The organism is Acinetobacter legionensis, from assembly GCF_048551735.1.
Lineage (GTDB): Bacteria > Pseudomonadota > Gammaproteobacteria > Pseudomonadales > Moraxellaceae > Acinetobacter.
Genome location: NZ_JBIMBV010000025.1, coordinates 1 through 16,968 on the forward strand (window position 1 = coordinate 1; position 16,968 = coordinate 16,968).

7 protein-coding genes and 2 pseudogenes are annotated in these 16,968 nt (G+C 35.7%); 5 read left to right on the plus strand and 4 right to left on the minus strand.

The features are described 5' to 3' along the window. Together ACG9ZL_RS18385 and ACG9ZL_RS18390 are read left to right on the plus strand one after the other, a co-directional pair. Positions 1 to 462, plus strand: a pseudogene (locus ACG9ZL_RS18385) (Ig-like domain-containing protein); the annotation flags it as partial. 2,189 nt (positions 463 to 2,651) lie between these two features. Further along, positions 2,652 to 5,180, plus strand: a pseudogene (locus ACG9ZL_RS18390) (Ig-like domain-containing protein); the annotation flags it as partial. Positions 5,181 to 5,665: 485 nt separating this feature from the next. Here ACG9ZL_RS18390 and ACG9ZL_RS18395 read toward each other — a convergent pair. From ACG9ZL_RS18395 to ACG9ZL_RS18410, 4 genes are read right to left on the minus strand one after another with little or no spacing between them, the layout of a single operon-like run. Further along, on the minus strand, positions 5,666 to 6,709 hold the full coding sequence (locus ACG9ZL_RS18395) for a gluzincin family metallopeptidase (protein ID WP_419361080.1): 1,044 nt from the start codon (positions 6,707 to 6,709) through the stop codon (positions 5,666 to 5,668). Then, the gene (locus ACG9ZL_RS18400; RefSeq protein WP_336953448.1) at positions 6,706 to 8,247 is read right to left on the minus strand and encodes a glycosyltransferase; all 1,542 of its coding nucleotides are present in this window, start codon (positions 8,245 to 8,247) and stop codon (positions 6,706 to 6,708) included. Before ACG9ZL_RS18400 ends, ACG9ZL_RS18395 begins: the two co-directional genes overlap by 4 nt. 31 nt (positions 8,248 to 8,278) lie before the next feature. Beyond that, positions 8,279 to 9,043, minus strand: coding sequence for a CatB-related O-acetyltransferase (locus tag ACG9ZL_RS18405; RefSeq protein WP_336953447.1), 765 nt, complete (start codon positions 9,041 to 9,043; stop codon positions 8,279 to 8,281). A gap of 2 nt (positions 9,044 to 9,045) precedes the next feature. Beyond that, the gene (locus ACG9ZL_RS18410) at positions 9,046 to 10,734 is read right to left on the minus strand and encodes a hypothetical protein (protein WP_419361083.1); all 1,689 of its coding nucleotides are present in this window, start codon (positions 10,732 to 10,734) and stop codon (positions 9,046 to 9,048) included. A gap of 2,024 nt (positions 10,735 to 12,758) precedes the next feature. Here ACG9ZL_RS18410 and ACG9ZL_RS18415 point away from each other — a divergent pair. The 3 genes from ACG9ZL_RS18415 (at position 12,759) to ACG9ZL_RS18425 (ending at position 16,793) form a co-directional block, all read left to right on the plus strand. Then, positions 12,759 to 13,331: a recombinase family protein gene (locus ACG9ZL_RS18415; protein ID WP_336953445.1), complete on the plus strand. Its 573-nt coding sequence runs from the start codon at positions 12,759 to 12,761 to the stop codon at positions 13,329 to 13,331. 964 nt (positions 13,332 to 14,295) lie between these two features. Further along, entirely contained in the window at positions 14,296 to 15,885 is a 1,590-nt protein-coding gene (locus tag ACG9ZL_RS18420) for a peptide chain release factor 3 (protein ID WP_336953444.1), read from the plus strand. 140 nt (positions 15,886 to 16,025) lie between these two features. Continuing rightward, positions 16,026 to 16,793, plus strand: a complete 768-nt coding sequence (locus ACG9ZL_RS18425; RefSeq protein WP_336953456.1) for a hypothetical protein — start codon at positions 16,026 to 16,028, stop codon at positions 16,791 to 16,793. Positions 16,794 to 16,968 lie beyond the last annotated feature (175 nt).

Sequence of the window (16,968 nt, forward strand, 5' to 3'; positions counted from 1 at the left end):
CACCAACAGCTCCTGTAGTAGATCCAATTAATGGAAAAGATCCTATTACAGGTACAGCTGAGCCAGGCTCAACAGTCACAGTCACTTACCCAGATGGCAGCAAAACCACAGTTGTTACGAGTCCAGATGGAACTTGGACAGTGCCAAATCCTGGTTTAAAAGATGGCGACGAAGTTAAGGCAATCGCGACAGACCCAGCAGGAAATAATTCATTACCAACGGTCGTCGTTGTAGATGCTATTCCACCAACAGCTCCTGTAATAGATCCAATTGATGGAACAGATCCTATTACAGGTACAGCTGAGCCAGGTTCAACAGTCACAGTTACTTACCCAGATGGCAGCAAAACCACAGTTGTTGCTGGTCCAGATGGAACTTGGACAGTGCCAAATCCTGGTTTAGATGATGGTGATGAAGTTAAGGCAATCGCGACAGACCCAGCAGGGAATAATTCATTACCAACAGTAGTCATTGTAGATATTGGATCTGACTCTGACAGCGATTCGGACTCTGACAGCGACTCGGACTCTGACAGCGATTCTGATTCTGACAGCGATTCTGACTCTGACAGTGACTCGGATTCTGACAGCGACTCGGACTCTGACAGCGACTCGGATTCTGACAGCGACTCGGACTCTGACAGCGATTCTGACTCTGACAGCGATTCTGACTCTGACAGCGATTCTGACTCTGACAGCGATTCTGACTCTGACAGCGATTCTGACTCTGACAGCGACTCGGATTCTGACAGCGACTCGGACTCTGACAGCGACTCGGACTCTGACAGCGACTCGGATTCTGACAGCGACTCGGACTCTGACAGCGACTCGGATTCTGACAGCGATTCTGACTCAGACAGCGACTCGGACTCTGACAGCGATTCTGACTCTGACAGCGACTCGGATTCTGACAGCGACTCGGATTCTGACAGCGACTCGGACTCTGACAGCGATTCTGACTCTGACAGCGACTCGGACTCTGACAGCGATTCGGATTCTGACAGCGATTCTGACTCTGACAGCGACTCGGACTCTGACAGCGATTCTGATTCTGACAGCGATTCGGACTCTGACAGCGATTCTGACTCTGACAGCGACTCGGATTCTGATAGCGATTCTGACTCAGACAGCGACTCGGACTCTGACAGCGACTCGGATTCTGACAGCGACTCGGATTCTGACAGCGACTCGGATTCTGACAGCGACTCGGACTCTGACAGCGATTCTGATTCTGACAGCGACTCGGACTCTGACAGCGACTCGGATTCTGACAGCGATTCGGACTCTGACAGCGACTCGGACTCTGACAGCGATTCTGACTCTGACAGCGACTCGGACTCGGATTCTGACAGCGACTCGGACTCTGACAGCGATTCGGATTCTGACAGCGACTCGGACTCTGACAGTGATTCTGACTCTGACAGCGACTCGGACTCGGATTCTGACAGCGACTCGGACTCTGACAGCGATTCGGATTCTGACAGCGATTCTGACTCTGACAGCGACTCGGATTCTGACAGCGATTCTGACTCTGACAGCGACTCGGATTCTGACAGCGACTCTGACTCTGACAGCGACTCGGACTCTGACAGTGATTCTGACTCTGACAGCGACTCGGACTCTGACAGCGACTCGGATTCTGACAGCGATTCGGACTCTGACAGTGACTCGGATTCTGATAGCGATTCTGACTCTGACAGCGACTCGGATTCTGACAGTGATTCTGACTCTGACAGCGACTCTGACAGCGATTCTGACTCTGACAGCGATTCTGACTCTGACAGCGACTCGGATTCTGACAGCGACTCTGACTCTGACAGCGATTCTGACTCTGATAGCGACTCGGACTCTGACAGCGACTCGGACTCTGACAGTGATTCTGACTCTGACAGCGACTCGGACTCTGACAGCGACTCGGACTCTGACAGCGATTCGGACTCTGACAGCGACTCGGATTCTGATAGCGATTCTGACTCTGACAGCGACTCGGATTCTGACAGCGATTCTGACTCTGACAGCGACTCGGATTCTGACAGCGACTCGGACTCTGACAGCGACTCAGACAGCGACTCGGATTCTGACAGCGATTCGGACTCAGACAGCGACTCGGACTCTGACAGCGACTCGGATTCTGACAGCGACTCGGACTCTGACAGCGACTCGGACTCTGACAGTGACTCGGACTCTGACAGTGATTCTGATTCTGACAGCGACTCGGACTCAGACAGCGACTCGGATTCTGACAGCGACTCGGATTCTGACAGCGATTCTGACTCTGACAGCGACTCGGACTCTGACAGCGACTCGGACTCTGACAGTGACTCGGATTCTGACAGTGACTCTGACTCTGACAGCGATTCTGACTCAGACAGCGACTCTGACAGTGATTCTGACAGCGACTCTGACAGTGATTCTGACTCTGACAGCGACTCGGACTCTGACAGCGACTCTGACTCTGACAGTGATTCTGACTCTGACAGTGACTCGGATTCTGACAGCGACTCGGATTCTGACAGCGACTCGGATTCTGACAGCGACTCGGACTCTGACAGCGACTCGGACTCTGACAGCGACTCGGATTCTGACAGCGACTCGGATTCTGACAGCGACTCTGACAGCGACTCGGATTCTGACAGTGACTCGGATTCTGACAGTGACTCGGACTCTGACAGTGATTCTGACTCTGACAGCGATTCTGATGACACGACTGCACCTGATGCGCCAACTGCAGATGTTGTTAATAATGGAACGCAAGTAACAGGTACAGCAGAACCAAGTTCAACAGTGACAGTTAAAGACCAAGGCGGTAACGTATTGGGTACAGCCGTTACTGATGAAAATGGCAACTACACAGTGGATCTAACCACGCCATTAACCAATGGTGAAGTGGTCGATGTGACTGCAACAGATGTTGCTGGCAATGAATCTGAACATACTCAAGCAACAGCTGATGATACGACTGCGCCAACTGCTCCAACAGTTGATGTTGTTAATGATGGAACGCAAGTAACAGGTACAGCAGAACCAGGTTCAACAGTGACAGTTAAAGACCAAGGCGGCAACGTATTGGGTACAGCGGTTACCGATGAAAATGGCAACTACACAGTGGATTTAACTACGCCATTAACCAATGGTGAAGTAGTAGATGTGACTGCAACAGATGTTGCTGGAAATGAATCAGATCCAACACAAGCAACAGCTGATGACACGACTGCGCCAACTGCTCCGACAGCAGATGTTGTTAATAATGGAACGCAAGTAACAGGTACAGCAGAACCAGGTTCAACAGTGACAGTTAAAGGCCAAGGCGGTAACGTATTGGGTACAGCGGTTACCGATGAAAATGGCAACTATACAGTAGATCTAACCACACCATTAACCAATGGTGAAGTGGTCGATGTGACTGCAAAAGATGTTGCTGGCAATGAATCTGAACCTACTCAAGCAACAGCTGATGATACGACTGCGCCAACTGCTCCGACAGCAGATGTTGTTAATGATGGAACGCAAGTTACGGGTACAGCAGAACCAGGTTCAACAGTGACGGTTAAAGACCAAGGCGGTAACGTATTAGGTACAGCGGTTACTGATGAAAATGGCAACTACACAGTGGATCTAACCACGCCATTAACCAATGGTGAAGTGGTCGATGTGACTGCAAAAGATGTTGCTGGCAATGAATCTGAACCTACTCAAGCAACAGCTGATGATACAACGGCACCAGATGCACCAACTGCTGAATTTAATCATGATGGCTCGGATTTAAGTGGAACGGCAGAACCAGGTTCAACAGTGACGGTTAAAGACCAAGGCGGCAACGTATTGGGTACAGCGGTTACCGATGAAAATGGTAATTATACTGTCGTGTTTACGGATTCGTTAAATGATGGAGAAGTTGTAGATGTGACTGCAAAAGATGTTGCTGGCAATGAATCTACTCCAACAGAAGTTACAGCACCAAATATTCCAGTTGATGCAGTAGACAATCTCGTAGAAGCAGGGGTTGATTTTGAGTATCCTGTTACAGAAACGACCTTAGACAACGCAATCTCTTATAATTGGCTCATTGGTTTCCTTGGAATAGTCATTGGTACAACGAGTGGTTCAACCCAATTTAGTGTTCAAGAAAATCAGATAGCTGATGTTACATTAGAAATCAAGTCAGGATCATGGGCATCATTCTTCGATAGTGTTGCAGTTAAAGTGTCTAAATTTGAGAATGGTTCATGGGTTGAAATTGGTAACAGTTCATCAGGCGGAATCTTTGACTTTATTGGAGTTTTTGGTCAAGTCGCTAAACTTGAATTACCTGGATTAGCAAGTGGACAATATAAAATAGATATGAGTAGCTTTAATGCTATCACTCTACCTGGTTTTATTGAGACTGATATTATTATCAAGTCTTATGACACTGCTCAGGATCCTATCATAACCAATGTAACTTCAGTTGGTGGTAATGTGATTACTGATACTGATGGTATTCATGGTCAGGATAATGTGCCTGCTGGTGCAATTATATCTGAAGTAGCTGGTCAAGCTATAACAGGTGAAACAACCATTGTTGGTAATTATGGCACACTAGTGATTAAACCAGATGGTAGTTACACGTATACACCAAACAGTGATGTTACAGTAATTGGTAAGACAGAAATGTTTGAATATACTGTGATAGATCCAGTAACGGGTAAATCTGATAATGCTAATTTAACTATTCAAATTGGTACAAATAGTAATGATGAAGCTATCTCAAAATTAGCTATTAATGCTGATGAATATTATGAGACAAGTGCCGGTGATGATATCTCTACAGCGAGTATTGGTGATGAAAACATTACGAGTACTGCTAGCCATGATGTTATTACGACTGGAGCTGGAGCAGATACCGTTATCTATAACTTACTGAACGTTGCAGATGCAACGGGTGGTAATGGTAAGGATGAGTGGACTGACTTCAATCTGGCACAAGGAGATAAAGTGGATGTTAGTGCACTATTAGATGGCGCTAATGCAGACAATATCGCTAATTATGTGTCTGTTACTTCTGATGGCGAGGGTAATACTTTGATTAGTATTGATCGTGATGGCACTGGAAATAACTATAACTCAACTGACCTTATTGTATTGAAAAATACAGATACAACACTGGATGAGTTATTAAATAATAATCAGCTTCTGTTCTAATTGATTGTTATTGATATAAGTATACAAATTGGAGAGAAGGCATAAGTGCCTTCTCTTTTTTGTTTTCTAAAAATGGTTGTCTTGTTTTGAAATGGATTAATCGTTATTTCACACAAAAGCCAATAAGTTTTATCTGTCTTTTAATATTGTATTCTATAGAAGTACTCGATTTACGAATATCATAAAGTTCTATAGATTCTGCAACTATTGGTCTAATAGCTTTAAGATATTTGGCTTTATAAAGTAAATTTTTACTTTTAGTATGCTATTTACCTGTTGGACTAAAGCATGTCTAAATTATTATATGAAAATCCATTATTTTATAGGTTGGATTTGACTTAATCGAAAAAAATAATACGAAAAACTAATCAGTTATCTCAGTGGATTATTATAACTAGGCATACTATCCAAGTTTAATTTAGAAGGTGTCAACTTAATTCTGTGCGGCATTGATTTAAATAATTATCACAATGAAAATAAGTCTTTTAATTAAGGTTCTTATCTTTAATTACTTTTCTTAACAAGATCTGAAATTCTTTTTTTTCTGCATTACTTTTATTTGATTTTTCTAGCGTTTCTAACAAAGTTTCTAATACCTGTGGGTCAAAATGAGAAGATCTTTGCTGACTTTCCTTCCAGCGGTACAGTTTCCAATTATTTAGATTAGAAATTCGTCGATCACTATTGCCAAGGTTCTCAAGAAAAGTACGCATAAAAAGTGTACCTTTTAGAAATTGATCATGAAAAACAAATTGACCGTCAGTATACTTTGTTTGTAGCAGCATAGGTGGTAGATCAAGTTGCCCATTAGATATATCAATAAGTGTAGTGAGTCGGCTCCATAATTGAGAAGTTTTATAGGTACGATTCAATATAAATTTGTCAAAGTTTTCTGGATTTTTAGGTAAACTTCTCTCTCCATAAGCGCCAACTTTTCCTTTTCTAATCAATCCTTCTGACCATGCCGCTAGGCTTTCTGTAAGCCAAGGCTGCTTAAACATTGTATATCCATAGCTGTAAAGATGAAATAGTTCATGGGCAACTGTAGAAGAGTTTGTAGTTAGATTCGGAATATTATTGCTAATTAATATAACTAATGCACATGCATTCTGCTTTAATGGATTATTGATATGTTGATGTGGCTCGTCATAAGCTAGACCGAGACCATTTAATTTTTGTATTTGTATATCAATATATCGGACTCTTTCTTTATAACGCGGGCTTTTTAACGGATCTTGATAACCTAGCAACGTCCAAGCATTACGTATTGAATTTGCTTGAATCGCAATATTTTCAATATAATCGGGTACATTATTTTTGTTTTGATCTTCAGGAAATTCAAGGGCGTTTTCTCCAGATATTGTATAAAAAATGCGGAGATTTTTATTGCCATAATAGACATTGTCAAGTTGACTTACTGCAGAAGGACGACTAGCGCCGCAATCGGCTTTTGCACTGATGCAAAAGCCTAAATGAAGCATAGAGAATAATAAAATCAGACCTTTATTTGATGAAAGTTGCTTTATCATCGAATTGCTTCAAAAAGAGCTTGCCATTTTTGAGCAAATTGTTCTTGGTCTGTTAGCTGAGTACATGCATATGCAGCTTCACTAAAGTTTTGTCTCATTTGTTCATCTTTAAGTAAAGAAATAATTTTTTGAGCAAATAATGTTTCATTTTCAAATGGAATTAAGAAACCATTGATACCATCATTAATCATATCTGATGGGCCATAATCAATATTGTAACTAACAACTGGGCAGCCATGACATAAAGCTTCTAAAACTGCCATGCCAAAACCTTCTGACCGGCTTGAAAAAAGAAATAAACTTGCTTGATCGTATAAACTATCTGTATTTTCGTTATAGCCCATTAATTTAACATGATTATTTAACTGATAACTATCTATTTCATTTTGCAGAAAGGTCTGTTCGCCACCAAAACCATAAATATTTAAATACGCATTCGGTATTTCCTTTATAACCTCTTTAAATACTCGAATAAGGCTATCCAAGTTTTTTGCTTTGTCATAACGTGCTATGGTTAAACAGGATAGGGGATTGCGATCAGTAAATTTTACGTGCTTGATAGACTTCTCATAAATATGTGGAATAACGAATAATTTTTCATGTATCTCAAATCGTTGTTGAATATGTTCTTTTTGCCGTTCAGTTAAAATAACCAATGCATCCAGTTCATCGCTATGTTCAAAATAGCTACGGTAATGACGATTAATACTGGCTCGATAAATATCTGCCCCATTTAAATGAGTCGCATGGATTGTGCCAATAAAACGCATATTTTTTTGCTTGATGTGCCTCAGGGGTTCATAAAAATGAATGGCACGATCAATTAGAATATACATGAGATCATTTATATAGTTTTTCGATATTTTTGAAAACCAGTATTGAATGAGTTGGGACTCTAGATCAAATACCTCAGTGATAACACCATTTTCATCTAATAAAAAAATGTTTAAAAGGATATTCTTCTTTTTCTCATTTAATTGGTAATTCTTAATAATTACTGGATAGCCTTTAATATGAAAATATGTTTCGGTTATAACTGTTTGAGTTTCTAAACTTATAGTTTGAATACAACTAAGATGGCCATAGCTATCATAAATGAGCCGACCATTTTTTATACCTTGTTGAAATGTATTTACATAACGTAAAGTAGGTGAGTCCTTTTGTCTTATTTCATAAAGATAATTTTTATTATTTTTGTCATGAAGTCTTTGATTAAAAGTATCAAAAATCTGTGTGTTTGATATATTTTCATTGAACATTTTTTTATCATTTTTATGATATTTTTTTTCAGCTAGTCGTAAGGGGGTTCCTTGTAAATCTCCATATAAATTAAGGTAACCAATAGAGGATGGGGCAAGGTTGCTGGAAACTAAGTTCCAATAGTTTTGTGCCAAAGAACGATCATAATCAGTTGTAATAATGATTGGATCAATACCAAGTTTTTCATGAAGTATTTTTGCACGTTTTAATAGGGCAAAAACCAATCCATTTTTTTTTTCATCAATTTTAGGAAATAAAAAGAAATAATGATTTTTCATAATAGAATATTCTGTAATTTTTTGATTAATATCATATGTTTTCAATGTGGGTCGATTTTAATAAATCATTTTTTGTGAAAATTGGAGGAGTGTATTCCTTTAGCCCTACTAATTCGATTTTTTCTCTAAGAGAATCTATAAAAAAGTAAGGATGGTCAAACATTAATTCTTTTAAATCCTTTTTATGGAATCTCCACCATTTTAAAGTTTTTAATTTTTCAACAATATCATCACTAAATCTGGGTCTAATTATTCTTGCTGGATTTCCACCGACTATCATATAAGGTGCAACATCCTTAGTTACTACACTGTTAGATGCAATAATAGCACCATCACCGATGCTAATATTGCTCTTCAAAACGACATCAGCACCTATCCATACATCATTTCCAATAGTAACATTTCGTTTGGTTCGTTGAAGATGGGTTACCTTTAGAGGATCAGTACTATGATAATCTTCAGCATAAAAGTGAGGTGAAGTAGATATCCATTCGGGGAAATGGTGTGCTCCCATAATTTTAATATTGGTAGCTAGACTTGAGTAACGTCCAATAGAAACACCATAACCTAAATTTGAAGAAGAATAAGAAAATGCACCAATAGTACATAAATTTAAGATATTGCTGTAAAAATTATTATGCCCTTCAATTCTTAAATCATTGTTTAAGTTAATAAGCCTATTTGGATTTCTTTTTAAGAAGAGCATATTAATATTTAATGTCTGAAGTAATTTTTCTACTTTAAAAAATTCAATTTGAGTGGTTTCATTTGATAAAGCATCTTTATAATTTTTCATAGTTAATCCTTAAAGTGTAAGTAATAAGCAATATAACCAGACAAGTTATGTTCGTTGTCATCAATCCTTGTGCGAAAATTTTCTTGTCTAACAAAAAAACTATTTAAAATAATATTTGGCTTTTTGAAATACATCGCAATTTCTGGATAGAAATAACCAATTACCCGTTGATATTCTAATCTCGTATTTATAACATCACATAATTCAGAGAATTTTGATTTCTCGAATAGCTCATTACCTTCCTGATGAGGGAGTCGAGAAACCATTTTGTAAGAGGCCATAAGCATTTCGAGAAAAGTTCCTCTAGCCGTTCTTCGATTTTTATATCTTTTTAAATATGGTAAATAGTTTTGAATTCCAAATTCAAAATATTTTTTTTCAGGACATAATAGACTAAGCTCATTTGTACAATAGCTAAGCCAATGGTCATTATATTTCCAATAATCATTATCAATAAAATGCTCATACATAATTTTAACTGTTTTTAGTAATTCTTGATCATTATTTAATTGATATAGTCTCAAAAGGGCTAAAGCAGCTTCACCATCATAGTAAATTACTCTATATTCTTCTTTTACTTCTAATGAAGGATAATCTAAAATATGTATGGTCTTACCATTTGGCTTTATCATTTTTTTTATGCCATTGGCTAGCTTTTCGGTAAGTAATAAAAATTCAGTACTTCCTGTAACTTCCTGGTATTTAGTGAACATTAAAATTGCAGCTGCATTTGCACCTAATTTAATTTCAATGTTAGATTTATTTTGCTCGATAATAAATGCTGAAGATTGGTCCGTGGGGTATTTAATAAGATTTTTAATAGTATAGTTAATTCCTTTTTTGATTTTATCATAATTTATAAATTTTTCTGAAACTTCAAATGCTTCTAGTAAAGAGTATAAGGAAGTACAATGTCGAATACTATTATAACTGGTTAATCTTTCATTATTAGCAGGGATATATCCATAAATAAATTTTCCTGTTTCTTGATCAATTTGCGAATTTAAATATATACAATTATCTTTAATTATCTCCAATATACTTTGTCTTTTTTCACTATCATCAATAGTTCTAATACCATTATTTATATAGTCATAGTTTAATTCATAAAAATCTAAATTTTTAAAAAAAATACCTTTACTTCTAAATGTATAAATTAAATCTTGGTCTTTGATTTTTCTTCTAGAACTTATATTATATTTGTGCTTTAAATATTTATTTAAATTAATCTCATTAAATGAACTTGCTTTATCCCAAGTTTTCCCTTGAATAATTGCATTTCCATAAATTTCTTGTTCTAATAAAGCAATACTGAAATTTTCATCAAATGCAATGCCTTTTCTAAAGTAATTATTTAATTTTTCTTCACTGATGATTTGTAAAAGATCTTTGAATTTTATTTTTTTTAAGTCGTGAACAATATCAATTTTTAAGTAATTGGATATTTTGTTATTTTTTTCATAGATATTTTTTATATAATTTAGAGTTTTCTTAATTGCAATATCTGCATTTAATGGTGCAGTATTCCATACCTTAGCTCTGATATCATTTGATCCATAAGAAATAAAAACAATAATTTTATTATCCCTCTCTTCTTCCGTTAAGATTGTATCATTGTTATTAATTGTTTTTTTTAAAAAATAAGAAATTTTAGCACTAATTTGGTTTAGGTTATCTAGATGTGTGCTCATTTTAATCCTATATAAATTGTTTTCTAATTTGATGACTTTGTGAAATACAAATAATTATTGTATGCTTTATTTTTTTTTTCAATATGTTGTAAATTATAAATTTTTTATATTTCATATTGGTTTTAAAATTTATTTAAATCAATGTTTTAGTTTTAAAGTTGTATGTTGCTGATGATTGTTATTAAATTTTTTATGGTATGTTTTTAACCTATATATGATTAAAAGCATAGTTTTTATATTCTTAATTAAATATGGTTTTTAAGTTGGTATTAAGGTTCTCTTAATTAAGCTTATTTCTCTACACTTATATTGGATTATTTTAAAGAGGCTTTGTTACAAAAACTGATCTTCAAAGCATATTCATTAATATAATTATTCAGATGGATAAGCCTATACCTAAATCTATCGAATGATCAATTTTCTTTCTTATAGCTAAACTTTGCTAAAGAGATGAAATTTCTCGATCTGATTTGTTCGCAAAATTAGTGGTGTGCGCAACCAAAAGGCAGCAAGAACAAATTAAATCTACTCAAATATTGCTACTCTGTGCTGTCTTAATGATTAAATTATTATTCAAGTTATCTTGAGAAATGACCACGGGATTAGATAAAAGTATCATTCATTTTTTGTGGATTAAATTGGTTAGTCAGAAATTATTTTATCATCATGAAAATGATAAAGTAATATTGATATTGGTCACCCCAAAAGCATTGATTGACTTCATTAAAACTCATAGGTGATGGCGAAAGAAGACTAAGAAATAATAACCAGAATATCATCGGTAATGGCATAAAATCCATATGGGTATTGATGCTGAAAACCTGCAAATACTTATTGCTTAGCTTTGGACAAATAATCTTAGTGATTAACAGGCGCTCGGTAATCAACTTGATCCAATTCCATGAGATGATCGAATTGATTCAGACTATATAGATGGAGTTCATGATACATAACACTGTAGACAAGCAATTTTAGATGGCATGCTTCTGCTGTAATTTCACCCAAAAAAATGCCAAGCCTTAGGAAGACTTACATTAAGTGCAATGATCTACTCAAAACAGTCAAATACTTGAATCGAATAATATGGAATATTGTTGGGTACTATTATTTAAATTGGTCGAAACCAAGATGCAATGTATTAAATTATTTCAGCGATAAATTGTCAGCAAAGCATTTTTAAAGTTAGGTCAACGAAGTACATGCTCCTATAACCATACTGAATAAATCTTCTGAATTAAGAATCTCATACCAAATTTTCAATTTATGTCTCAGGGCAACTTTAACTTTTAATTTTTTAATAATAGGGTGATAATTAGTGGTGTTTACTTCTTTTTCTATATTTTGCAAAGTTTTAAGTTACTTTAAACTGTTTTAATTTTCTGTTAAGTAATTTTTAATGTTGTTTTTAGTATACTTTATTAAAGTATTTTAAAATTATATTTTAAATAATCGAGTATTTTTGTTCGAGTGTTTAAATAAATCTAATTAAACATTGTGTATTTAAAGATTTTTTTAATTTTGGCGTTGATTTTTAGTCAGTGTTAAAGTGTTTTTTTATTTAAATTATTTATTTTTAATGTGATTTATTTTTATCTTTGCAGTTTTTTTATATTGCTCTGATATTATATTTTTTAAGTTTTACAGTATCTGAGCGTATTTTTGGGTAAAGGTAAAGACATTTCTTTTGTTTTATTTATATGTTTTAAAAAACATTAGATTTAATTCATATATTTAATATATTGCATCTTTAGAGAACTTTAGAATGTCCTTTCTTACGCCTCGTAAATTTTAATTATTCATCATGGTTAAAAATAAGCTAATAATATTATTGACTTATATGTTGTTTTTGTTTTTTTCTTAAGGGTTTTTTTGGTTTTTTTTGGTTTTTTTTTGATTGCTTTTGAAAATAATTTCGTCAGTTTTATACATTGTTTAAAAGAATAGTGTGATTTGTATCATGTTTTTTAAAAAACTTATATGCTAGTTTTATTGCGTTTATTTTTGTTACTTTTTGGTGTATTAATATGCGTACGTATGCCTATGTTAGAATTGAACCCAATGCAGAGTTTGAATCAGGTAAATTTCTTTCATTTTTTAACGAATATGGTTATAAAATCCAAAAAAATCGATTGGTTTTTGAGGAAGTTTCAGTTAATAAGTCAATAATTTTTAGAGATAAATTATTAAATTTGATTGATTATTCCTTAGAGGATGATGATTTGTTGGTAATAAAAAGTATTGATTGTTTAGGTAGCAGCTTTGAAGAAATCTTATCTATAACAGATAAAATTCATCAAAAAAAAATAAGATTAATTTGTTTAGACTACTCAAAAAGTGAGATCAATGGAGACATGAAAATTTTTTTTCTTCATTTCTTAAGGTTATGTTTTGAATTCGAAAAATTATTTAATTTTAATACTGAAAAACAAAATAAAATCGTTAAAAAAGTTGGAAGACCAGAAATTTTGACAAATGATCAAAAAAAACAAGTGCTTGAGCTATTTAAAAGAGGTGAGAGCGTTTATTCCCTTGCTAAACGGTTTACAGTGACTCGCACAGTTATACAAAGGATTTTAGATAAAGCAGCAAAAAAATAAATTTATTAAAAATATAGCCTTAATTATACCCGGTTTAAAAATAACGGGCTAATTAAATTTATGTTATTTAAAAATTTAAGCTCGTTATTCTATAATTTATAAACTTAATTTAAAAAGTATTTTCAGTAAAATAATATGATTTACAAAAAAGCAGAGTGATGGAGAGGAACTTATAATGATACAAACTAAAATGGATTCAGTGAACAAAGATTTTTTTTGGGAAAAATTCAAATTTTTGATTCACTATTGGCGCTTTACTTATTAGGAATGAGATGATGTGACATGTAACTAAAAAGTAGCTATAAATTATTGCTCTACTATTTTGTAGTGGGTTAGCTTATGCAAATGATAATAATAGCGTTAAGAATCACTTTGATTTTGGTATCTATTCCTATGAGGAAAACTTTAAAATTCTGGATATAAACGATTGTAAAAAAGTATTGTGGCCAATTATTTTGGTCGCAATATTGGAAAATAATATTTTTCTGCAGATCTTATTGGATAAATTCAAGAGAGTGAAAACGAGTCGCAGATTTTTGTCTGCTTGCCTATAGGTTGGGCTTATGTCATTGACTTTGCGCTGTTACATGTTACTTAGTTAGATCGCTTAAAGGGCTAATCCGAAAAGTAAGATGCTAACTGATTTAAATCAATTCCCATCTGAGATTTTTGCTAAAGAATATAGTCTTAATTGATTTATAAGGGTACTTTGTTTTATCTTCAGACTAATCACGAAATAGTTAGTATAAATGACGTGCTGTATTGCTTTTAGGTCTGTATGTCTAATTCCATTTCAGAATTTTTTTCAGAAATATGCTCCATCAAAGTGCTTAATGATATAGCAACAACCGTTAAAAACGACGCTAAATCTGATACAATATCGCCAATTTTTGAATTCCCATTTTCCAGTTCAAGTACATATTTATAAATGTGTACATAACTGTGTACATATTGTAGATTTTTTATGTTTAAAGATGAATTAGCAGCGCAAGTCGCTCAGCGACGTACCTTCGCTATTATTTCCCACCCCGATGCTGGTAAAACCACAATGACAGAAAAACTGTTGTTGTGGGGTAAAGCAATCCAAGTTGCAGGTATGGTTAAAAGTCGAAAGTCTGACCGTTCTGCGACATCTGACTGGATGGAAATGGAAAAAGAGCGTGGTATTTCGATTACCACCTCAGTCATGCAGTTCCCTTATAAAAATCATGTCATCAATTTACTTGATACTCCAGGGCATGAAGATTTCTCTGAAGATACCTATCGTACTTTAACTGCCGTTGACTCAGCGTTGATGGTGATTGATGGTGCAAAAGGGGTCGAGGAAAGGACCATCAAATTGATGGAAGTGTGTCGTATGCGCGATACCCCGATCATTTCTTTCGTCAACAAAATGGACCGTGAAATCCGTGAGCCATTAGAATTGCTTGATGAAATTGAAAGCGTGCTTAAAATCCGTTGTGTGCCGATTACTTGGCCATTGGGTATGGGGCGTGACTTCGCTGGTGTATATAACATCATTGAAAATAAGCTTTATGTATATAAAGCAGGTTTTGGTTCGACTATTACAGATATTGAAATCCGTGATGGATATGACTATCCAGACATTCGTGAAAAAGTCGGTGATCTGGCCTTTGCTTCATTTGAAGAGTCTTTAGAACTGGTGCAAATGGCGAATGATCCACTTGATCCAGCGGAGTTTTTAGCAGGGCGTCAAACCCCAGTACTGTTCGGTACCGCTTTGGGTAACTTTGCGGTTGACCATGTATTAAATGCATTTATTCAGTGGGCACCACAACCGAAAGCGCATCCAACACATGAACGTACTGTTGAAGCAACGGAAGAAGGCTTCAGTGGATTTGTATTTAAAATCCAAGCCAATATGGACCCAAAACACCGTGACCGTATTGCCTTCATGCGTATCTGTTCAGGTAAGTATGAGAAAGGTTTAAAGATGAATCATGTACGCCTTGGTAAAGATGTACGTATCAGTGATGCATTGACATTCCTTGCGGGTGAACGTGAGCAACTTGAAGAAGCTTGGCCTGGTGATATCATTGGTTTACATAACCACGGTACGATTCAGATTGGTGATACATTCACTTCTGGTGAAAAACTTCATTTTACGGGGATTCCACACTTTGCACCTGAAATGTTCCGCCGTGTACGCTTAAAAGATCCATTGAAATCTAAACAATTGCAAAAGGGTTTAAAAGAGCTTTCAGAAGAAGGTGCAACGCAGGTGTTTATGCCGCAAATCAACAATGACTTGATTGTTGGGGCTGTAGGTGTACTTCAGTTTGATGTAGTGGCATACCGTTTGAAAGAAGAATACAAAGTAGATTGTATTTATGAGCCAGTGAACATCAACACAGTGCGTTGGGTTTCTTGTGATGATGAAAAGAAATTTAATGAATTTAAGAAAAAGGCACATGACCAACTTTCTGTCGATGGTGGTGGGCATTTAACTTATCTCGCACCAAGCCGAGTAAATCTACAATTAATGCAAGAGCGTTATCCAGATATTCAATTCCGTTCTACACGTGAGCATTAAGTTCAGCTAACTTATTGCAAAATGTAAAAACAGCTTCCTTGTGAAGCTGTTTTTGTATCAAAATACAATGCTTTTTGTCCAAAGGGATTTATGCAGTGCAATTTTCAAAAAAAATAATTTCAGTGCTTTGCTTAAGTACAATGGTTTTGGTTGCATGTGATTCTAAAAAAGATCAGGACAAAGATGGTTCTGTATTCCAACCGAAACAAGAAGCCGCTGAAGTCTTACCTTATTTAAATATTCAAGAAACCAAAGCTGATTATGCCTTACCGTTTTGTGAAAAAAATAATTGCATTGAAATCGATATTCAAACCATTAAGACTCAAGACAATTGGTTAAATCAGTGGATTGCAAATAGTCAGTCCAACGTGATTCAGGCACAGATTGATTTAAAACAGAACATGACCTTACAACAGGCCATTAATGCTTTTGTCAAAAAATCAGATACTTGGCAAGAAGAATTCCCGAAAAATAAAGCGTTTGAACTGCATATGCAAACGCGTATGGCTTCACAACGTAATCAGTATGTTTTGTTGCAAGTTTCAGTCAATAGTTTACAAGCAGATGTCAGTATCAAAGAACGACAATACTTTTTTGTTGCTGACCGGAAATTGAAGAAAAGCTTAAGTATTTTAGATGTGATTGATGCCAAACATCAGAACCAACTGAATACTTGGGTCCAAGAAAAATATGCAGAATGGTTGGAAAAGCAAAATAGCGATGTGAAAAAGAATGCGCCTAAAAAGTTATATTGGGGACAAGCCGATTGGTTCTTTGATGGTGAAGGTGTTGGATTGCATTATCGCGCCAATGAAATTGTCGAAGATGGTACCCAGCTGGATATTTATTTGAGCAAAGAACAGACGCAAAAAATACTTAAGCCTGAAGTGTATCAACATATGTTCTAAGGTGTATCTTGATCATTCTGCCAATTTTAGCGGGATTTTAAAGCAGAGCGGTTAAGATTAGTTGGTCCTTGTTGAATTGACTCAGCGATCAATAAACTTGAGCCACTTATTGCATAACGCTTCAATTTTCATACAAATTTTGATTGAGGATTTGTATAGAGAAGAATAGGCTAAT

Bases quoted from the DNA above. Each gene is read 5' to 3' on its own strand.
- ACG9ZL_RS18395 (WP_419361080.1), bottom strand. From the start codon at position 6,709: ATGATAAAGCAACTTTCATCAAATAAAGGTCTGATTTTATTATTCTCT.
- ACG9ZL_RS18400 (WP_336953448.1), bottom strand. From the start codon at position 8,247: ATGAAAAATCATTATTTCTTTTTATTTCCTAAAATTGATGAAAAAAAA.
- ACG9ZL_RS18405 (WP_336953447.1), bottom strand. From the start codon at position 9,043: ATGAAAAATTATAAAGATGCTTTATCAAATGAAACCACTCAAATTGAA.
- ACG9ZL_RS18410 (WP_419361083.1), bottom strand. From the start codon at position 10,734: ATGAGCACACATCTAGATAACCTAAACCAAATTAGTGCTAAAATTTCT.
- ACG9ZL_RS18415 (WP_336953445.1), top strand. From the start codon at position 12,759: ATGCGTACGTATGCCTATGTTAGAATTGAACCCAATGCAGAGTTTGAA.
- ACG9ZL_RS18420 (WP_336953444.1), top strand. From the start codon at position 14,296: ATGTTTAAAGATGAATTAGCAGCGCAAGTCGCTCAGCGACGTACCTTC.
- ACG9ZL_RS18425 (WP_336953456.1), top strand. From the start codon at position 16,026: ATGGTTTTGGTTGCATGTGATTCTAAAAAAGATCAGGACAAAGATGGT.